Source organism: Ralstonia sp. SET104 (genome assembly GCF_003851545.1).
Classification (GTDB): Bacteria; Pseudomonadota; Gammaproteobacteria; order Burkholderiales; family Burkholderiaceae; genus Ralstonia.
Map to the genome: position 1 here is coordinate 54,631 of NZ_BHVX01000009.1, position 18,334 is coordinate 72,964.

Consider the following 18,334-nt stretch of genomic DNA (forward strand, 5'->3'; position numbering starts at 1 on the left):
AAACGGCGCGAACGGATCAACAATCAGGGAAACGGTGCGTGCACGATGGCCGACATCGATTCAAACGTGCCGGCCGCGCGATCCCGGGATTTTACCGTGATGTGCCCATTTGACCTGCCATTGCGCTGGTAAGCTGTCGCGCATGAAGCATCCCAACGACACCCCTGCCCACAGCGATCGCTACATCGGCCTGATGTCCGGCACCAGCCTGGACGGCGTCGATGGCGTGCTGGCGGACTTTTCCGGCGAACACCCGGCTGTGCTGGCCGATGCGTACGTACCGTTCTCGCACGAGCTGCGCCAGCGCTTTCTGGACCTTCAGCACGCTGGCCACGACGAGATTCATCGCGAAGCGCTGGCCGCCAACGCGCTGGCCGCGGTCTACGCCGAATGCGTTGCCAAGCTGCTCGCCGCTACCGGCCTGACCGCCCACGACGTGCAGGCCATCGGCGCGCATGGGCAGACGATTCGCCATCAGCCTGGCGCGCACGATGGCATCGGTTACACGCGCCAGACCCAGCACCCCGCCGTGTTGGCCGAACGCACCGGCATCAACGTGATTGCGGACTTCCGCAGCCGCGACATCGCTGCTGGCGGCCAAGGCGCGCCGCTGGTGCCCGCGCTGCACCGCGCGCTGTTCGGCCTGCCCGATGCGTGGCGCGTGGTCTGCAACATCGGCGGCATCGCCAACCTGACCGTGCTGCCGCCGCAAGCGTGCGACGCGCGTGATGCCGTACTCGGCTTCGACTGCGGGCCCGGCAACGCGCTGATGGACTACTGGGTCCACACGCACCAAGGCAGCCGCTATGACGCCGACGGCGCATGGGCCCGCACCGGCTGCATCGACGAAGTCCTGCTCGCGCGCCTGAAAGCCGAGCCGTTCTTCGCCGCGCCGCCGCCCAAGAGCACCGGCCGCGACCTGTTCAATCCGGCGTGGCTTCAACAGACGCTTGGCGATGCCCTCTGCGCCGCGCGCGCCGAAGATATCCAAGCGACGCTGCTGGCCCTCACCGCAGACGCCATCGCCGATGCCGTGCGTGCGCATGCGCCGCAGGCGACGTCACTGCTGATCTGCGGTGGCGGCGCACGCAACGGCGCGCTGATGGCACGCATCGCGCAGCCATTGCCTGGCGTGCAAGTTGCCCCGACGGATGACTTCGGTGTGCCTGCGCATCAGGTGGAAGCACTGGCGTTTGCGTGGCTCGCTCGCCAATGTGTGCGCCGTGCCCACGGCAACCTGCGCAGTGCGACCGGCGCGTCGGGTGGCCGCATTCTCGGCGCGATCTATCCGGCTTAAGCACACAATCCGCAGGCAAAAAAAAAGCGCACCGAAGTGCGCTTTTTCCTTTACAGCGATGCTGCGTCAGACCGAGAACGACGAGCCGCAACCACACGTGGTCGAAGCATTCGGGTTCTTGATGACGAACTGCGCGCCGTTGATGTCTTCCTTGTAGTCGATCTCGGCGCCCACCAGATACTGATAGCTCATCGAGTCGATCAGGAGCGACACGCCATTCTTGGTCATGGTCGTATCGTCTTCGTTGGTCTCTTCGTCAAAGGTGAAGCCGTACTGGAAGCCCGAGCACCCGCCGCCTTGCACGAACACGCGCAGCTTCAACTCCGGGTTACCTTCCTCTTCAATCAGTTGCTTGACCTTGTCCGCAGCGCTGTCGGTAAAGACCAGCGGAGCCGGAACCTCGTTCACATCGGGCGTGGCTGCCTGCGCGACTGCGTTCATGAAAATCTCCTGTGGGAACGTCTGAAACTTGCCTGTATTTTAAGCGCAAGCTGCAAATCGTGCCGAAGCCCCGCGTTTCAAGTGGGCATTGTGCGGTGCGCCAGCAACGGCCCGGCGTACGATCTGGTCAATCCTGGTTGGACGCCAGCTTGAGATTGGGCAGCAATTTCACATCGCCGGGCGCGGCGTGCGTCAGCGTGCCCATGACGACGGCGCCTTGGTGCATTTCCAGTGCAGCATATTGCACGTTGCCCTCAATGCGCGCTTTGGGCTGCAGCTCGAGCAATTCCGCCACGTGCACGGGGCCGACCACCGTACCGTTCAGGATCAGGTGCCCGACATGCACTTCGCCCTCCACACGTGCGCTGTCGGTAATGACCAGCATGCTGGGCTTCTCCGGATCACCATAGATGTTGCCCTTGATCTCGCCGTCGATCCGCAGGCCCCCCGAGAAGCGCAGATCCCCCTCCAGCTTGGTGCGGGCCCCCAGCAGCGTTTCGATCGCCAGCCCTTTCTTTTTGCCAAACAGCATCGTCGACTCCTCTGTGTACGGATCCGATCGGGTATGCCCGTCAGATGGAAAAACTCTGGCTTGCCTTGATCTTGCCGTTCTGCAGCACCTTCACCATCACAGACTGGACCGTGGTGCCAGGAGGCACGTCCACCCAGCCCTCAAGGCGCTGGTAGTGCGTGAGCTTGACGCGGGCGCTGGTTGCGGCCGATCCGCTGGCCGCCGCCCCCGGGAAATCGATCGTAGCAGGTTTGCCCCCCTGTACCACGTTCAGCCTGAGCGCCAACTGCCCCTCGAATTCGGAGACAGGCGCGAAGGCTTTGCCGCCGCCCTGCATCAGCAGAACACGGAAGCGCATCCGCGTCGGCTGCGCTTCGTCTGGCGCGATGCGGAAACTGCGCACGTAAATCCCGGCTGAATTCGTAGGCGCGGGCAGTAAGCTGTCAAAGAAGGCCAGATCCTCCTTCAACTGCGCGTTTTCGGTTTCCAGCGCCTTGAGTTGCTCGGTCATCTGCGCCTGCGCGCCCTCGGCGATGCCCAGGCGCGCATCCACGGTGCCGGCGGACGCGGAGAGCTTGTCGCGCTCGGCCTGCACGGCGGCCAGCTTGGCGGTCAGCTCGCGGTTCATCGCGCGCAAATCAGCATCGTGCGGACCTGTCAGGCGACGCCCTTCTTCGAACGCCCATAGCGCCGCTGCCGCCGCAAGTCCAAGTACGACCGCAATCAACAGAACAGTCACCGGCCATGGCAAGCGCGAACGCACGGTGACGTTCGGGGCAAGCACAGAAGCGCGACGCAACAAGCGACGCGCCTTCATGCGGTCGGCTCCTGACTCGCATTGCGAATCAGAATGGGATTAGGCGGAACAGCGGATTGCATCATACGGATCGAACGCTAGCAGAGTGTGAATTGTAGTCTTGCCGACATGTCGGAGCTGTTGCAAAGGGTAAGCGAGGCGTCGGAAAGATCACACTGTTTGATGGCTGCGCTCAAAAACAAAAAACCACACCCGAGGGTGTGGTTTTTGCTGAAGCAGGAGAAGCGGATTAACGCTTCGAGAACTGCTTTGCGCGGCGGGCCTTGCGCAGACCGACCTTCTTACGCTCGACTTCACGTGCATCGCGCGTCACCAGACCTGCCTTCGACAAGGTGGGCTTGAGCGTTGCATCGTAGTCGATCAGGGCGCGGGTGATACCGTGACGCACGGCACCGGCCTGGCCGGTTTCACCGCCACCGACCACGTTGACCTTGATGTCAAACGTAGCTGCGTGGTTGGTCAGTTCCAGCGGCTGACGCACGATCATCAGCGAGGTTTCACGAGCGAAATACTCGTTGATGGCCTTGCCGTTGACGATGATGTCGCCCTTGCCGGACTTGATGAAGACACGTGCCACAGCGCTCTTGCGGCGGCCGGTACCATAGTTCCAATTTCCGATCATGGATTAGGCCCCTTAGATTTCCAGCGCTTTCGGCTGCTGAGCTTCGTGCGGATGCGAGCCTTCGGCGTAAACCTTCAGCTTCTTGATCATCGCGTAGCCCAGCGGACCCTTCGGCAGCATGCCCTTCACAGCCTTTTCCAGGGCACGGCCCGGGAAACGCTGCTGCATCTTGCCAAACGTCGTTTCGTAAATACCGCCCGGGTAACCCGAGTGGCGATAGTACTTCTTGTCGGTCGTCTTGGCGCCCGTCACACGCAGCTTGGCTGCGTTAATGACGATGATGAAATCGCCGGTATCGACGTGCGGAGTGAATTCGGGCTTGTGCTTGCCGCGCAGTCGGTGTGCCACTTCGCTGGCGACACGCCCGAGGACCTTGTCCGTCGCGTCAATCACGTACCAATCGCGCTTCACCTCATGGGGCTTTGCGGAAAAGGTCTTCATGATTTTTCCAAATATTGAGTCAGTGCCCGAGTGGACCCGTATCGTGCGTAACAGCTCATGAACGGATCGTCTTGCGGACGCCTGCGCAACCTCATGCAAGGTCATCGCCGGCCCGCCTTCCCGCTTGTTGGTGCGGGCTCTCTGGATTTCTCTTTTCCGCGGGCAATCCGGAAAAGATTTCGATTGTACCCCGCAGAGACCCCTTGACACAAGAAAAAAGGTGCGCCCAAGTCCTGCAGACGAAAAAAAACCCAAGCCATTGAGCTTGGGTTTGAATCCACCAAAGGAGGAGGGTGGAGGAGACACCTGCTGATCGTTGATTTGGCGGGTTGCACCGCATCAGCCGATCCAATGGGGCAAATTATACCCATTTCTGGGGCATGCGCAAGGGAATTTGCACTACGAAATCGCATTTCGTAATGTGGAAAACAAAAAAGGCAGCACAAAAAAGGCGAATATCTTTACAAATCAATTACTTGACGACAAATCACATCAAACAAGCTGCCGCACACTAGAGACCTTCTTCCAATTTCGGCGCGATTTCGGTGCAGAAAGCACGGGTTGCACCTTTTCACACGGGTGTCACTGTCAAGCCGCGTTCACCCTAGCGTGCCAACGCGTGCGAGGGTCGATGGCTACAATGTGGCTTTTCGTCGGCGCTGGCCGACCCTCTGCACAAGGATTGGACATGGATTGCACAGTGAGCTGGACCGGCCCGGACGGCATGGCCTTTTTGGCGGAAACCGGCAGCGGCCACCTCGTCACCATGGATGGCGCACCCGACGGCGGCGGCCGCAACCTGGCGCCACGCCCGATGGAAATGGTTCTGCTTGGCACAGGTGGCTGCACCGCCTATGACGTGGTGCTAATTCTCAAGCGGGGTCGCCAGGACGTGCAGGGCTGCAGCGTCAAACTGCACGCCGACCGTGCCGAGATCGACCCGAAGGTCTTCACGCGCATCCACTTCACCTTTACGGTGACGGGGCGCAATCTTAAGCGGGAAACGGTGGAACGTGCGGTGCAGCTGTCGCACGAAAAGTACTGCTCGGCGTCGATCATGCTGGCCAAAACGGCCGAGATCACGCACTCGCTGGAACTGGTTGAACTGGCCTGATTGACGATCAATCCGGCTGAAAGGAAAAAGCGAAGCGAACCGATAAGCCGGATTCTGTGCGCCGCCGGGCTTGCACCCTGCGGCGTGACAACCATTCCTCTAGACCGGCTGTTGCCAGCCGGCTCAAGCTCCCTACCCGCAGACTCAGCGAGCCGCTTCATCGCCTGCTTACTTGGGATTGCTCCGGGTGGAGGTTACCGCGTTTCACCCTTCGCCCTGACCGAAGCCGGGGCGAAGACTCGTCTCTGTGGCCCTATTCCGCACGTCACCGTGGATGGTCATTAGCCATCACCCTGCTCTATGGAGTCCGGACTTTCCTCCCCTTGCGCTCGCACGAGGCGGCGCAAGCAGCGGTTGTCTGGTCCGCTTCGCGAGGCGCGAGTCTAGCACTGTTCGGGCACAACCCGCCGGCGGCCGGGGCGAAAGACCGTCGTATCCAGGTAGAAGCCGGGGCGGTCATTGGCATCGCACCAGCCGGGGATGCCCATGACAGGCAGCGGGCGAAAGTCGCGCGGGGTCAGTTCGGCGCTGAGCAGCGTGCCCGCCAGCGCGGCATCGAGCCATGCCCGATCAACAGGCAATGTCGCCACGCGAACCGGCCAAGCATGTGCAGTGATCGCCTTGTAAGGCGTGGCGAGCTTTTCCAGCAGGGCGTGCCCGAACGGCAGAACGGCGCAACTTGCGCCCCAGGTCGCCCGCCCCTCCACGAACAAGCCATGCCAGTCGAACCCCGTGAGGCTACGCTCGGACGCATCGTCGGAGTGCAGGAAGATGAGGGCGTTTTCATCAAACAGCGTGGCGGCATCGCGTACCGTACCGCGAGCCGCGCCAATCCCGTCCTGCGTGATAGCCCTCGACTGGCGGGCGTTGAGAGCAGCCTTGGCACGTGGCCAATGCAGCCAGATCAGCGCGTTGAAGAAATCGTGGAGGTTGTCTCGCGTCGGCACTTCGCCTGTTGTGGCGATGTGCGCTTCGTAGGCCACGCCGGTCGGCAGCGCATCTTGCGGGACAAAGCACAGCGGGTGGCCGCCCGATGTGCAAATCGATGATGCGGCCGGGTGCGCATTCAATGCGTCGCACAGATCAGCGCCCCGCTGAACCGCATTGGCGACCGGGGCACCGGATCGCGCAAGCGGTGCGAACGCTGGATGACTCCAGTCGATCGCACCCAGATCGTCGACCAGCAACTCAGACCGACTTCCAGCGCAGCATCTCGCCGCCACGCAGCGGCACCAGCGTCTGCTCGCCGAACGGGACTTCAGCGGGAAGCTGCCATTGCGAGCGCGTGAGCGTGAGCGTGCCGGCGTTGCGCGGCAGGCCGTAGAAATCGGGGCCGTGCAGGCTTGCAAAGCCTTCGAGCTTGTCGAGCGCGTTGGCATCTTCAAATGCTTCTGCGTACAGCTCCATGGCGTGCAACGCGGTATAGCAGCCGGCGCAACCGCAGGCGTGTTCCTTCACACCCTTGGCGTGCGGCGCGCTGTCGGTGCCGAGGAAGAAGCGCGGGTGGCCCGAAGTGGCTGCAGCCACCAGCGCCAGACGGTGCGTTTCGCGCTTTAGCACCGGCAGGCAGTAGTAATGCGGACGGATGCCCCCCACGAACAACGCATTGCGGTTGTACAACAGGTGATGCGCGGTAATGGTCGCGCCGACCGGGCCTTCGGCGTCGCGCACGTACTCGGCGGCCTGCTTGGTCGTGATGTGCTCGAACACGACCTTCAGCGCGGGGAAATCGCGACGCAGCGGCAGCATCACCTTGTCGATGAAGACGGCTTCGCGGTCGAAGATATCGACGGTCGGGTCAGTCACTTCGCCGTGCACGAGCAGCGGCATGCCGACTTCCTGCATCGCTTCGAGCGTCTTGGCGCAGCGGCGCAGGTCGGTCACGCCAGCATCGCTGTTGGTGGTGGCGCCGGCGGGATACAGCTTCACGCCATGCACGAAGCCACTGGCGCGGGCCTCGCGGATCTCCTCGGGCGAGGTGTTGTCAGTCAGGTACAGCGTCATCAGCGGCTCGAACTGCGTGCCTGCCGGCAGCGCAGCCAGAATGCGGCCGCGGTAGGCGCGCGCCTGCGCGGTGTTGGTCACCGGCGGCTTGAGGTTGGGCATGATGATCGCCCGGCCGAACTGGCGCGCGGTGTCGCCCACCACGTCGGCGAGCGTTTCGCCGTCGCGCAGGTGCAGGTGCCAGTCATCGGGGCGGACGATAGTGAGAGTGTCGATCATGATGCGTGCGAAAACAGTCGGTCAGCAAAAACGTGAATCAGAGAATGAGGATGACGCGATAGTCATTGACGTTGGTGCGCGTTGGGCCGGTGACGATCAGGTCACCAGCGGCGGCGAAGAAACCGTAGGCGTCGTGTGCGTCAAGCGCGACGCGGGCGACGACGCCCTTGTCGGCCGCACGAGCAATGGAGGCAGGGTCGAGCAGCGCCCCCGCATTGTCCTCCGATCCGTCGATGCCGTCTGTATCGGCGGCGAGCGCATAGACATCGTCCATGTCTTCGAGCGTAACGCCGAGAGATAGCAGGAACTCCGCGCAGCGCCCGCCTCGGCCGCCGGTCAGGCCCGGTGGAATCGTCACCGTGCATTCGCCACCGGAAATGAGTGCCACGGGCACCACAAACGGCGCGCCGTGCTGGCGCACCTGCCGCGCCAGCGCGCCATACACCTGGGCGACCTCGCGTGCCTCGCCAGTCACCGTGTCGCCGAGGATGGCTGTGTGGACGCCGTGCGCTGCAAACACCTGCGCCCCAGCTTGCAAGCTCTGCTGGGCGGTGGCGATAACGTGGTTGGTGACGCGCGCGAAACAGGCATCGCCGGGCTTGGGCGTCTCGGAAATCTCGCCGCGGGCGCCGCGGTCCAGATGCATGCGCACCGTATCGGGCATCTGGGCGCCCCAGCGCTTGATGATAGCCAACGCATCAGCAAAAGTGCTGGCGTCGGGCACGGTCGGGCCGCTGGCGATGGCGCTCGGGTCGTCGCCAGCCACATCGGAGACGATCAACGTCGTCACCGGTGCGCGCGATGCAGCCGCCAGCCGCCCGCCCTGAATACGCGACATGTGCTTGCGCACGATGTTCATGTCGGTGATCGGTGCGCCGCAGCGCAAGAGTTCGCGCGTCACGGCCTTCAGATCGGACATCGGAATGCCCTCGGCGGGCAGCGACAACAGGCTCGAGCCGCCGCCCGAGACGAGCACGATCAGGCGATCGTTTTCGGTGAGTGCGGAAACGCGATCCAGGATTTCCTGTGCGGCTTGCTCGCCCGCCTCATCCGGCACAGGGTGACCGGCTTCGATCACACGGATGTGCTCGGTCGGCAGACCATGTGCATAACGCGTGACCACCAGCCCTTCGATCTGCGTGCGGCCGGCGTAGGCCTGCTCGACGGCCAGCGCCATCGATGCAGCGGCCTTGCCGGCGCCGACCACCAGCGTTTTGCCACCCGCATGCGGCGGCGGCAGAAAGTCGGCCACGATCTTCAACGGGTCGGCCGCACCCACGGCGGCGGCGTAGCTCTCCAGCAAAAGGGCGCGGGCGGCGGTGCGGTCGAGCTTCATCAGCGTGGTTTCCGGTTGAGGCGATCGGGGTGTGAGTGGCATGCAGCGTGTGCGCAACGGCCGGCGGCCAAGCGCGCGCCGTGAAGACGAAGGCGCTTGGCACCCCCGGCAGCCAGCAGGATAATGTTTATTTTATTGCATCCGACTTTCCCCCCACCATGTGCCAGCTGCTGGGCATGAACTGCGCCGAACCGACTGATGTGACGTTCTCGTTCACCGGGTTCGCCGCGCGCGGTGGCGTGACTGATCACCATGCCGACGGCTTCGGCGTCGCGTTCTTCGAAGACAAGGCCTGCCGCCTCTTCATCGACAACCAGTCGGCCGGCACGTCGCCGGTCGCCGACCTGGTCAAGCGCTATCCGATCAAGTCGAAAAACGTCATCTCGCACATTCGCAAGGCAACGCAAGGCACGGTGCGGCTGGAAAACTGCCACCCGTTCATGCGCGAGCTGTGGGGCCGGCACTGGATCTTCGCCCACAACGGCGATCTGAAAAATTTCTCCCCGTTCCTCTCCGGCGTCTACCAGCCGGTGGGCGACACCGACAGCGAACTCGCCTTCTGCTTCATCATGCAGGCGCTGCGCAAGCGCTTTCCGGGTTCGCAGCCGCCACTCAACGAGCTGTTCTACGCGCTGTCGGACATCACCAAGGAAATCACGCGCTATGGCGTGTTCAACTTCCTGCTGTGCAACGGACAGGCGCAGTTTGCGCATTGCTCGACGCGGCTGTATTACATCGTGCGGCAGTGGCCGTTCTCGACGGCGCATTTGATCGACGCCGACATGACGATCGACTTCGCCAAATACACCACGCCCTCCGACCGCGTAGCGGTGATCGCCACCGCGCCGCTCACGGACAACGAGGTCTGGACGCAGTTCGTGCCGGGCGAGCTGCTGATGTTCGAATCGGGCCAGGCCACCATGGCGACCAAGGTGCCGATTCCAGAAGCGGTGCAGCTTGCCAATGCAGCCAACACCGCCTGCACCTGACGCCACATCGCCCATGAAAAAGCCGCTCCCGAGAGAGCGGCTTTTTGTTGCCGAAGGCCTTTCGCTTAATGCGACAGGATCTTCGACAGAAACTGCTTGGCGCGGTCCGAGCGGTTCTCGATGTTGCCGAAGAACTCTTCCTTCTCGCAGTCCTCAACGATGTGGCCCTGGTCCATGAAGATCACGCGGTTGGCGACCTTGCGGGCGAAACCCATTTCGTGGGTCACGCACATCATGGTCATGCCTTCCTTAGCCAGCTCCACCATCACGTCGAGCACCTCGTTGACCATCTCCGGATCCAGCGCGGAGGTCGGCTCGTCGAACAGCATACAGATCGGGTCCATCGACAGCGCACGGGCAATCGCCACGCGCTGCTGCTGACCGCCCGACAGTTGGCCGGGGTACTTGGCCGCATGCGCCTTCAGGCCCACGCGGTCCAGGTACTTCAGGCCCTTGGCCATGGCTTCTTCCTTCGAGCGGCCCAGCACCTTCTGCTGCGCGATCGTCAGGTTCTCGGTAATCGACAGGTGCGGGAACAGCTCAAAGTTCTGGAACACCATACCCACGCGCGAACGCAGCTTCGGCAGGTTGGTGCCGCGGGCGCCCACCGAGGTACCGTCGACGAGGATGTCGCCTTTCTGGAACGGCTCCAGCGCGTTGACAGTCTTGATGAGCGTGGACTTGCCCGAACCCGATGGGCCGCACACCACCACCACCTCGCTCTTCTTCACGCTGGTGGTGCAGTCGGTCAGCACCTGGAAGCTGCCGTACCACTTGGAAACGTTCTTGATCTCGATCATTGGGTCACCTTCTTCTGAAGTCGCTTCACCAGCACGGAGGCGCCGAAGCAGATCACGAAATAGCACAAGCCGGCAAACAGCAGCAGCTCGACGATACGGCCGTCGCGCTCACCAATGTTGTATGCCTGCGTAAAGAAGTCCGACAGCGCGCTCACATACACCAGCGACGTATCCTGGAACAGGACGATGGCCTGCGTGAGCAGCAGCGGGATCATGTTGCGGAAAGCCTGCGGCAGGATCACGAGGCGCATGGCCTGGCCGTACGTCATGCCCAGCGCATAAGCGGCGAACATCTGCCCGCGCGACACGCTCTGGATACCAGCGCGGATGATCTCCGAGTAATACGCCGCTTCGAACAGCGCAAAGGCGACCAGCGCGGAGGTCATGCGCATGTCGGTGGCCGGCGACAGATCGAAGATCTTCTGCAACACCTGCGGCACGATCAGGAAGAACCACAGCAGCACCATCACCAGCGGGATGGAACGGAAGAGGTTCACGTACGCCTGCCCGAACCACTGCAGCGGCTTGATGCCCGACAGGCGCATCATCGCCAGCAGCGTGCCCCAGACGATGCCGACCAGGATGGCCGTGCCCGTGATCTCCAGCGAGAGGACCATGCCCTCGCCGAGCACGCGCATGTTGTCGACGTTGATGGACGAGAAATCGAATTGATAAGCCATGAAGAGTCCTCGCCCGATTACTTGCCACCGATGAAGCCAGGCAGCCGGGAACGTGCTTCCACCCAGCGCATCAGGCCCATTACGGTCAGGTTGATCAGCATGTACATCAGCGTCACGGCGATGAACGATTCGTACGGCTGCGCGGTGTAGTCCACCAGTTGGCGGCCTTGCGCGGCGAGTTCGAGCAAGCCGATCGTCGACGCCACGGCCGAATTCTTGAAGATGTTCAAAAACTCCGACGTGAGCGGCGGCACGATGATGCGGAACGACATCGGCAGCATCACGTAGCGGTACGTCTGCGCCAGCGTGAAGCCCATGGCCAGGCCGGCGTTGCGCTGGCCGCGCGGCAGCGAGTTGATGCCCGAGCGCACTTGTTCGCACACCCGCGCCGCGGTAAAGGTACCGAGGCACAGCATCGCGCTCAGGAACATCGACGTGTTGGGGTTCATCTGCTTGATGTAGTCACCGCCCGGCACGAGTTCGGGCATGACGAAATACCAGATGAAGAGCTGCACGATCAGCGGAATGTTGCGGAACAGTTCCACATACGCCGCGGCGATCCCCGACAGCCACTTGTTCGGCACAGTACGCAGCACGCCCAGCACAGAGCCGATGACGAGCGCGATGATCCAGGAGGTGAGACCGAGTACGACGGTGGTCTTCAGACCGGACAGTAGCCAGTCGAGATAGGTCTGATTCTGGGCGGCTTCTGTAAAGAAAACGCCCCAGTTCCAGTGGTAATTCATGATGGTTCCCTCAAAAGAAAACGGAAGGGAGAGGACCTGTTAACCGGCCTTTGCCTTCCGTTTCGATGACGCTTGAGTCAGGCCCGTTGAGGGAGCCGATCAGTCAAGAGCCTTGTCGTTCGGGTTCTTGATCAGCGCCTTCATGTCGTCCGACATCGGGAAGTCCATGTTCACGCCCTTGGGCGGAACCGGCTGCGTGAACCACTTCGTGTACAGCTTCGTGATTTCGCCATCCTTCATCATGCTGGCGATGGTCTTGTCGGCGATAGCCTTGAACGGAGCATCGTCCTTGCGCACCATGCAGCCGTAGGCTTCACGCGATTGCGGCTTGGCCACAACGATCCAGTCGCTCGGATTCTTGGCCTTGGCGCGCTCGCCGTACAGCAGTGCGTCGTCCATCATGAACGCAACGGCACGACCCGATTCCAGCGTCAGGAACGACTGCCCGTGGTCCTTCGTGCTGATGATGTTCATGCCCAGCTTGTTGTCATCGTTGTACTTGCGCAGCAGGCGCTCCGAAGTCGTGCCAGCGGTGGTCACAACGTTCTTGCCCTTCAGATCTGCCCAGTCCTTGATGCCCGAATCCTTCTTCACCATGATGCGGGTACCGATCACGAAGATGGTGTCGGTAAACGATGCCTGCTTCTGGCGCTCGATGTTGTTCGTGGTCGAACCGCACTCGATGTCGATGGTGCCGTTCTGCAGCAGCGTGATGCGGTTCTGCGAGGTGATCGGGATTTCCTTGACCTGCAGATCCTTCAGCTTGAGCTGGTCTTTCACGGCCTCGACGATCTTCTGGTTGATGTCGTACGAATAACCGATCGTACGGACGCCGCCAACGTTGTAGCTGAACGGAATCGACGAGTCGCGCACGCCCAGCGTGATGACGCCGGTGTCTTTGATCTTCTTCAGCGTGCCAGTTTCTTGCGCGTGGGCAACACTGCCGAATGTACCAACAGCGACAAGCACGGTTGCCAGCTTGGCGAGGTTCATGAAAGTCTCCTTTTGACCATGAAAGAGAAAGACGGGACTGTACCAAAAAACGTTTGGCGACAGTATTGGTGTTGCCACTAAATCGTTGAATCCAACGGGGTTTTTCCTCTGGCGTGGCGCATACCGCAACCACATTTTCCGAGCAACTGGACACCTTACGTTGTGCTTTTCCGGAAAACCGGAAAAGACGCGCAGCACCAGATACGGAACCGCTCTGCAACATCGGCACGCAGGCACGATTGCTTGAGCGAATGATCGGCAATTGCCGAGGAAAACCAGGGAAAATGGAGTCCGCCCGATGTGCGCTCTCTGTCGCCTACACGAACCCGACTTGAGGATGGGAAGGGCGATGATGTCATCGCCCTTCTCATGGTGCGGTGCTCGGAACGTTATGGTTCGTCCCATGAACACCGGCTTTCTTCAACCGTCGCGCATGGCCGCCTGATCGGCAGCAACGCGATAGGCCGGTGCAGCGCCCTGTTGGAGCACCGCGCCGGCATTGACCAGCGCGTTGCCGATCAGGGGTACAGACCGCGCTCTTGGCGGGCCTGCAGAATCCGCGTACAGGCGATGATGAACGCCGCCGTACGCAGGGTGACCTTGTTGTCCTGCGCCACCTGCCAGACGCCACGGAAGGCGTCTTGCATGATCCGTACCAGGCGCTGATTGATCTCGTCTTCGGTCCAGAAGAAGCTCGAGAAATCCTGCACCCACTCGAAGTAGCTGACGGTCACGCCGCCGGCGTTGGCGATCACGTCCGGGCAGACCAGGGTGCCCTTGTCGCGCAGGATGTCGTCGGCCTCGGGCGTCGTGGGGCCGTTTGCACCTTCCACGACAATCTTTGCCTTGATATGGGGCGCGTTCTTCGCAGTAATCTGGCCTTCCAGCGCGGCCGGGATCAGGAATTCACAGTCCAGCGTCCAGAAATCGTCTTGCGAGACAGTCTCGGCGGCGAAGCCAGCCACGCTGCCATTGTGGTCAACGTGCTGGATGAGCGCGTCGACATCCAGGCCGTTGCCGTTGAACACGATGCCCTTGTGGTCTTGCACGGCGATGACCTTCGCGCCGGCGTCATGGAACAGCTTGGCGGCCACGCTCCCCACGTTGCCAAAGCCCTGCACCACCACGCGCGAACCCTTGACGTCGATGCCGAGGTTGCGCGCGGCTTCGCTGCCGACCACGAACACACCGCGGCCGGTGGCTTCGCGACGGCCCAGGCTGCCGCCCAGTGCGATCGGCTTGCCGGTCACCACGCCGGTGGCGGTGGAGCCTTCATTCATGGAGTACGTGTCCATCATCCACGCCATGATCTGCGCGTTGGTGTTCACGTCCGGCGCCGGGATGTCCTTGTTCGGGCCGATGATGATGCCGATTTCGCTGGTGTAGCGGCGGGTCAGGCGTTCGAGTTCACCGGAAGACAGCTTGCGCGGGTCGACGCGGATGCCGCCCTTGGCACCGCCGTACGGCACGTTCACGGCCGCGTTCTTCACCGACATCCACGCCGACAGCGCCATCACTTCCGACAGCGTCACGTCTTGGTGGAAACGCACGCCGCCCTTGCCCGGGCCGCGCGACGTGTTGTGCTGCACGCGGTAGCCCTCGAAGTGGGCGATGCGGCCGTCATCCATCTGGATTGGCACGTCGACGATCAGGGCGCGCTTGGGACGCTTGAGCGTTTCAACCCAACGGGCGAGCGAGCCGAGGTAGGGGGTGACCCGATCGACCTGCTGCAGATAGATGCCCCACGGGCCGAGGTTGTCGGCCGGCAGATAGGACGGGATGGCGTGCTGGAGTGTCGACGGAGATGCGACATTGGACATGGCTGTCTTCCTTTTTTGGACCTCGGTAAGGTCCTTCAAGTCCCACAAAATGCCCGCCAGCTTAGGGACCGCCCGGAGCGAAATCCAATGCCGTTTTTACATCAGGTTATGCATCCAGCGCATAACCTCGTGATCGAATTCGATGCGTCCTTCAGCCCGCCAGTGCGCTCCATAACGTGTCGATCAGCTCGCGTTTGCGCTTGGACTGAGGGTGCCGACGGTCGTGTGCGCCGCTTTGCGGATGCTCACGATAGAGCCGGATTTCCATCTCGATCGACAACGTACCGCCGCCCTTGCCTTCCGCGCGCACCAGGCGCCCAGCCGCCACGTCCTCGCGCACCGCACTCTCCGGCAAGAAGGCCACGCCGTGGCCCGCCAGCGCCATCACCTTGAGCGCCTCGGCCATGTCGGTTTCGTAGCACTTGTCGAGCAACGGCGCCACGGGCGAGTTCTCCAGCAGCACATCCACCATGCGGCCCAGAAAAGCGTTGGGCGTGTAGCTAAGGTAAGCGATCGGCTTGCGCGCGGTCGGCACAAGCCGATAGATCGGCCGACCATTCGCATCGGGCTTCGAAAACGGCGAGAGCCGTTCGGTGCCCAGGACCAACATGTCGTAGCGCGTGGGATCGAGCTGGATCATTTGTCGCGCATGGTGATAGACCATGACGAGATCGCAACCGCCCTCCACCAGCGTCATCACGGCATCGTGCACATTGAGCGCACGCAGCCGGCATTGCAGCTTGCCGATCTTGTCCTCCACCTCCGCAAGCCAGCCCGGAAAAAAAGTGAGCGACAGCGTGTGAGGCACGGCAAAGTCGATGGTCGACGCGCTGGCCGGGCGTTGGCCGCGCATGAGCGCGCGCGTCTCGCTCACCTGGGCGAGCATTGCCAACGCCTGTTCGTAAAAGACCTCGCCCGCAGGGGTCAGGCGTGTGGGGTAGCTTGAGCGGTCGATCAGCTCGTTGCCGAGCCACGCCTCAAGAGATTGGATGCGCCGCGAAAACGCCGGCTGTGTCACATGCCGCAGTTCGGCCGAGCGCGAAAAACTGCGCGTCTCAGCCAGGCTGATGAAGTCTTCCAGCCATTTGAGTTCCATCGCGTTGTCTCTCCCTCAACCGGCTCGGGCGTCTTCTGTTTCTTCGGCCACGCGCTCGGGCTCGCGCGCCTGCATGCGCCACATCTGCGCGTAACGGCCTTGCGCGCGCAGCAACGATTCGTGCGTGCCGCGCTCGATGATGTGACCGTGCTCCATCACCAAAATCTGGTGCGCGCGCACGATGGTGGACAGCCGGTGCGCAACGACCAGCGTGGTGTGGTTTTGCGCCAGACGCATCAACTCTTCCTGGATGGCGTGTTCGGTGCGCGAGTCAAGCGCGGACGTCGCTTCGTCAAATACGAGAATCGGCGGGCGCTTGAGCAACGTGCGTGCAATCGCCACGCGCTGCTTCTCGCCGCCGGAGAGCTTCAGGCCGCGCTCGCCGACTTGCGTCTCATAGCCATCGGGCAGCGATTCGACAAAGTGATGAATCTGCGCCGCGCGGGCGGCTTCGATTACCTCTTCGCGGCTCGCATCGGGGCGACCGTAAGCGATGTTGTAGTAGATGCTGTCGTTGAAGAGCACCGTGTCTTGCGGAACGATGCCGATGGCCGCACGCACGCTGGATTGCGTAACGTCGCGCAAGTCCTGGCCATCGATCTGAATAGCGCCGGACTTCACGTCATAGAAGCGGAACAGCAAGCGCGCCAACGTCGATTTGCCCGATCCGCTCTGCCCCACCACCGCGGTGGTCGTGCCGGCAGGAATCGTGAAATCCACATCGAACAGAATCTGGCGCTTGGCTTCGTAGCTGAAATCCACATGCGCGAATCGCACCTCACCAGCATGCACGGCCAGTGGCGGCGCATCGGGCTTGTCGGCCACCTCACGATTGGTCTGCAGCAGATTGAACATCCGGTCCATATCGGTTACGGCCTGCTTCAACTCACGGTAGATCACGCCCAGGAAGTTGAGCGGGATGTAAATCTGCAGCATCAGCGTGTTGACCAGCACGAGGTCACCCAGCGTCATGTGTCCGGCAGCCACGCCTTGTGTGGCGCGATACAGGATCAGGATGAGCGCCGTGGCCACGATCACCTGCTGGCCAAAGTTCAGCACCGACAGCGAGTTCTGCGAGCGGATGGCGGCCGCGCGGTAGTGCTTGAGATTCTCGTCATAGCGGCGGGCTTCGTAGTCTTCGTTGCCGAAGTACTTGACGGTCTCGAAATTGAGCAACGAATCGATCGCCTTCTGGTTGGCGCGCGAATCCAGCTCGTTCATCTTGCGGCGAAAGTGCGTGCGCCAGTTCGTCACCGTCACCGTAAAAACGATGTAGCTGACCAGCGCGCAGAACGTGATGAGCGCGAACCACGCGTCGTACTTTACGAAGAAATACGTGATGACCAGGCCAACTTCCACCAGCGTCGGCAGGATGCTGTACAGCGAATAGGAGATGAGCGACTGGATGCCCCGCGTGCCGCGCTCGATGTCGCGGCTCATGCCGCCAGTCTGGCGCTCCAGGTGAAAACGCAGCGACAGCGCATGCAAATGCCGAAACACCTGCAGCGCGAGCGTGCGCACCGAGCTTTCCGTCACCTTGGCGAACAGGATTTCGCGCAACTCGGAGAAGAGCGATGTCGACAGCCGCAGCAGCCCGTAGCCAATGATGATGCCGACCGGCACGACCAGCAGCGCGCGCGGGTCCGATGGCGACACGTTCATCGAATCGATGAGCCGCTTCATGACCATCGGCACGCCCAGGTTTGCCACCTTGGCAGCAATCAGAAACGACAGCGCCAGCCCCACGCGCCACTTGTAGGCCATGAGATACGGCAACAGGCTCCTGATGGTGCGCCAATCACCGCGGGCAGCCCCAGGCGGAGGCGGTTCGGAAGAAGCGGGAAAGCGGCGCATGTGCGGTGCAATAAAATGACGGATTGTGTATTCTCCCACCGATCACCTGCGCGCGCCCCGCTCGCCACTGGGTTTCCCCTTCCGCTTCAATGCTGCCCTGCATCATCATGTCCGATACCCAAGCCGCCACTGAAACCGTCACGCTGCCCGCCGACAAGCAGCCCGCCGTGCGCGTGATGCCCATGCCTTCTGACGCCAACGTGCACGGCGACGTGTTTGGCGGCTGGATCATGTCGCAGGTCGACATTGCCGGGTCGATTCCTGCCGTGGTGCGCGCGAACGGCCGTGTCGCCACGATCGCGGTCAACTCGTTTGTCTTCAAGCAGCCCGTGTACGTGGGTGATCTGGTGAGCTTCTACGCCAACGTGGTCAAAACGGGGCGCACATCGATCACCGTGGATGTGGAGGTCTATGCGCAGCGCATGCACGCCAACGGCCGCCACGCTACCGTCAAAGTCACGGAAGCCACGCTCACCTACGTCGCCACTGACGAGACCCGCAAGCCGCGCGTGCTGCCGCCGCTCTGAATCGGCAACGCTCAACAATAAACCCGG

At 62.1% G+C, this 18,334-nt stretch carries 19 protein-coding genes and 1 other RNA gene; 4 read left to right on the plus strand and 16 right to left on the minus strand.

What is annotated here, in order from left to right; genetic code table 11:
- Positions 1–142 precede the first annotated feature (142 nt).
- The gene (locus PSUB009319_RS13370) at positions 143–1,297 is read left to right on the plus strand and encodes an anhydro-N-acetylmuramic acid kinase (protein WP_124382718.1); all 1,155 of its coding nucleotides are present in this window, start codon (positions 143–145) and stop codon (positions 1,295–1,297) included.
- Positions 1,298–1,363: 66 nt separating this feature from the next.
- On the opposite strand, the gene erpA is transcribed toward PSUB009319_RS13370, so the two are convergent.
- The 5 genes from erpA to rplM form a co-directional block, all read right to left on the minus strand.
- Complete coding sequence (erpA, locus tag PSUB009319_RS13375) at positions 1,364–1,738, minus strand: iron-sulfur cluster insertion protein ErpA (RefSeq protein ID WP_004633183.1); 375 nt, start codon at positions 1,736–1,738, stop codon at positions 1,364–1,366.
- A gap of 127 nt (positions 1,739–1,865) precedes the next feature.
- Positions 1,866–2,270: a polymer-forming cytoskeletal protein gene (locus PSUB009319_RS13380; RefSeq protein WP_124382719.1), complete on the minus strand. Its 405-nt coding sequence runs from the start codon at positions 2,268–2,270 to the stop codon at positions 1,866–1,868.
- Positions 2,271–2,310: 40 nt separating this feature from the next.
- Entirely contained in the window at positions 2,311–3,066 is a 756-nt protein-coding gene (locus PSUB009319_RS13385) for a DUF6776 family protein (RefSeq protein ID WP_124382720.1), read from the minus strand.
- Positions 3,067–3,295: 229 nt separating this feature from the next.
- Complete coding sequence (gene rpsI, locus PSUB009319_RS13390) at positions 3,296–3,688, minus strand: 30S ribosomal protein S9 (RefSeq protein WP_021196516.1); 393 nt, start codon at positions 3,686–3,688, stop codon at positions 3,296–3,298.
- Between the two features lie 12 nt (positions 3,689–3,700).
- Positions 3,701–4,129, minus strand: coding sequence for a 50S ribosomal protein L13 (gene rplM, locus PSUB009319_RS13395; RefSeq protein WP_009239122.1), 429 nt, complete (start codon positions 4,127–4,129; stop codon positions 3,701–3,703).
- Between the two features lie 688 nt (positions 4,130–4,817).
- Between rplM and PSUB009319_RS13400 the strand changes: the two genes are divergently transcribed.
- Entirely contained in the window at positions 4,818–5,243 is a 426-nt protein-coding gene (locus PSUB009319_RS13400) for an OsmC family protein (protein ID WP_124382721.1), read from the plus strand.
- A 27-nt stretch (positions 5,244–5,270) separates the two neighbouring features.
- Here the strand turns inward: PSUB009319_RS13400 and rnpB are convergent.
- The 4 genes from rnpB to PSUB009319_RS13420 form a co-directional block, all read right to left on the minus strand.
- Positions 5,271–5,613: RNase P RNA component class A (rnpB, locus tag PSUB009319_RS13405), an RNA gene on the minus strand.
- A gap of 13 nt (positions 5,614–5,626) precedes the next feature.
- A complete protein-coding gene (locus PSUB009319_RS13410; RefSeq protein ID WP_124382828.1) occupies positions 5,627–6,427 on the minus strand; it encodes a DUF3025 domain-containing protein in 801 nt (266 codons plus the stop codon).
- A gap of 4 nt (positions 6,428–6,431) precedes the next feature.
- Positions 6,432–7,466: a dihydroorotase gene (gene pyrC / locus PSUB009319_RS13415; protein ID WP_124382722.1), complete on the minus strand. Its 1,035-nt coding sequence runs from the start codon at positions 7,464–7,466 to the stop codon at positions 6,432–6,434.
- Positions 7,467–7,503: 37 nt separating this feature from the next.
- Positions 7,504–8,802 (minus strand): glycerate kinase, encoded by a 1,299-nt coding sequence (locus PSUB009319_RS13420; RefSeq protein ID WP_124382829.1) that lies wholly within the window; start codon positions 8,800–8,802, stop codon positions 7,504–7,506.
- A 158-nt stretch (positions 8,803–8,960) separates the two neighbouring features.
- Here PSUB009319_RS13420 and PSUB009319_RS13425 point away from each other — a divergent pair, with 158 nt between their 5' ends.
- On the plus strand, positions 8,961–9,791 hold the full coding sequence (locus PSUB009319_RS13425) for a class II glutamine amidotransferase (protein WP_124382723.1): 831 nt from the start codon (positions 8,961–8,963) through the stop codon (positions 9,789–9,791).
- Between the two features lie 65 nt (positions 9,792–9,856).
- Here the strand turns inward: PSUB009319_RS13425 and PSUB009319_RS13430 are convergent, their stop codons facing one another.
- The 7 genes from PSUB009319_RS13430 to PSUB009319_RS13460 form a co-directional block, all read right to left on the minus strand.
- Positions 9,857–10,591, minus strand: coding sequence for an amino acid ABC transporter ATP-binding protein (locus PSUB009319_RS13430; protein WP_124382724.1), 735 nt, complete (start codon positions 10,589–10,591; stop codon positions 9,857–9,859).
- The gene (gltK, locus tag PSUB009319_RS13435; RefSeq protein ID WP_124382725.1) at positions 10,588–11,271 is read right to left on the minus strand and encodes a glutamate/aspartate ABC transporter permease GltK; all 684 of its coding nucleotides are present in this window, start codon (positions 11,269–11,271) and stop codon (positions 10,588–10,590) included. Before gltK ends, PSUB009319_RS13430 begins: the two co-directional genes overlap by 4 nt.
- Positions 11,272–11,288: 17 nt before the next feature.
- Entirely contained in the window at positions 11,289–12,017 is a 729-nt protein-coding gene (locus PSUB009319_RS13440; protein WP_124382726.1) for an amino acid ABC transporter permease, read from the minus strand.
- Between the two features lie 99 nt (positions 12,018–12,116).
- Positions 12,117–13,010, minus strand: a complete 894-nt coding sequence (locus PSUB009319_RS13445) for a glutamate/aspartate ABC transporter substrate-binding protein (RefSeq protein WP_124382727.1) — start codon at positions 13,008–13,010, stop codon at positions 12,117–12,119.
- 518 nt (positions 13,011–13,528) lie between these two features.
- Positions 13,529–14,830, minus strand: coding sequence for a Glu/Leu/Phe/Val dehydrogenase (locus PSUB009319_RS13450; RefSeq protein WP_124382728.1), 1,302 nt, complete (start codon positions 14,828–14,830; stop codon positions 13,529–13,531).
- A gap of 151 nt (positions 14,831–14,981) precedes the next feature.
- Complete coding sequence (locus PSUB009319_RS13455) at positions 14,982–15,926, minus strand: LysR family transcriptional regulator (RefSeq protein WP_124382729.1); 945 nt, start codon at positions 15,924–15,926, stop codon at positions 14,982–14,984.
- Between the two features lie 15 nt (positions 15,927–15,941).
- The gene (locus tag PSUB009319_RS13460) at positions 15,942–17,780 is read right to left on the minus strand and encodes an ABC transporter ATP-binding protein/permease (protein ID WP_124382730.1); all 1,839 of its coding nucleotides are present in this window, start codon (positions 17,778–17,780) and stop codon (positions 15,942–15,944) included.
- An 89-nt stretch (positions 17,781–17,869) separates the two neighbouring features.
- On the opposite strand from PSUB009319_RS13460, the gene PSUB009319_RS13465 reads away from it, so the two are divergent.
- Entirely contained in the window at positions 17,870–18,307 is a 438-nt protein-coding gene (locus PSUB009319_RS13465; RefSeq protein ID WP_124382731.1) for an acyl-CoA thioesterase, read from the plus strand.
- The last annotated feature ends 27 nt before the right edge of the window (positions 18,308–18,334 follow it).

Excerpts from the sequence above, each read along its gene's own strand:
- PSUB009319_RS13420 (WP_124382829.1), bottom strand. The coding sequence starts at position 8,802 with ATGAAGCTCGACCGCACCGCCGCCCGCGCCCTTTTGCTGGAGAGCTAC.
- PSUB009319_RS13380 (WP_124382719.1), bottom strand. The coding sequence starts at position 2,270 with ATGCTGTTTGGCAAAAAGAAAGGGCTGGCGATCGAAACGCTGCTGGGG.
- PSUB009319_RS13460 (WP_124382730.1), bottom strand. The coding sequence starts at position 17,780 with ATGCGCCGCTTTCCCGCTTCTTCCGAACCGCCTCCGCCTGGGGCTGCC.
- PSUB009319_RS13425 (WP_124382723.1), top strand. The coding sequence starts at position 8,961 with ATGTGCCAGCTGCTGGGCATGAACTGCGCCGAACCGACTGATGTGACG.
- PSUB009319_RS13450 (WP_124382728.1), bottom strand. The coding sequence starts at position 14,830 with ATGTCCAATGTCGCATCTCCGTCGACACTCCAGCACGCCATCCCGTCC.
- PSUB009319_RS13430 (WP_124382724.1), bottom strand. The coding sequence starts at position 10,591 with ATGATCGAGATCAAGAACGTTTCCAAGTGGTACGGCAGCTTCCAGGTG.
- PSUB009319_RS13385 (WP_124382720.1), bottom strand. The coding sequence starts at position 3,066 with ATGAAGGCGCGTCGCTTGTTGCGTCGCGCTTCTGTGCTTGCCCCGAAC.
- erpA (WP_004633183.1), bottom strand. The coding sequence starts at position 1,738 with ATGAACGCAGTCGCGCAGGCAGCCACGCCCGATGTGAACGAGGTTCCG.
- PSUB009319_RS13440 (WP_124382726.1), bottom strand. The coding sequence starts at position 12,017 with ATGAATTACCACTGGAACTGGGGCGTTTTCTTTACAGAAGCCGCCCAG.
- PSUB009319_RS13445 (WP_124382727.1), bottom strand. The coding sequence starts at position 13,010 with ATGAACCTCGCCAAGCTGGCAACCGTGCTTGTCGCTGTTGGTACATTC.
- pyrC (WP_124382722.1), bottom strand. The coding sequence starts at position 7,466 with ATGATCGACACTCTCACTATCGTCCGCCCCGATGACTGGCACCTGCAC.
- PSUB009319_RS13455 (WP_124382729.1), bottom strand. The coding sequence starts at position 15,926 with ATGGAACTCAAATGGCTGGAAGACTTCATCAGCCTGGCTGAGACGCGC.
- gltK (WP_124382725.1), bottom strand. The coding sequence starts at position 11,271 with ATGGCTTATCAATTCGATTTCTCGTCCATCAACGTCGACAACATGCGC.
- PSUB009319_RS13400 (WP_124382721.1), top strand. The coding sequence starts at position 4,818 with ATGGATTGCACAGTGAGCTGGACCGGCCCGGACGGCATGGCCTTTTTG.
- PSUB009319_RS13465 (WP_124382731.1), top strand. The coding sequence starts at position 17,870 with ATGCTGCCCTGCATCATCATGTCCGATACCCAAGCCGCCACTGAAACC.
- rplM (WP_009239122.1), bottom strand. The coding sequence starts at position 4,129 with ATGAAGACCTTTTCCGCAAAGCCCCATGAGGTGAAGCGCGATTGGTAC.
- rpsI (WP_021196516.1), bottom strand. The coding sequence starts at position 3,688 with ATGATCGGAAATTGGAACTATGGTACCGGCCGCCGCAAGAGCGCTGTG.
- PSUB009319_RS13370 (WP_124382718.1), top strand. The coding sequence starts at position 143 with ATGAAGCATCCCAACGACACCCCTGCCCACAGCGATCGCTACATCGGC.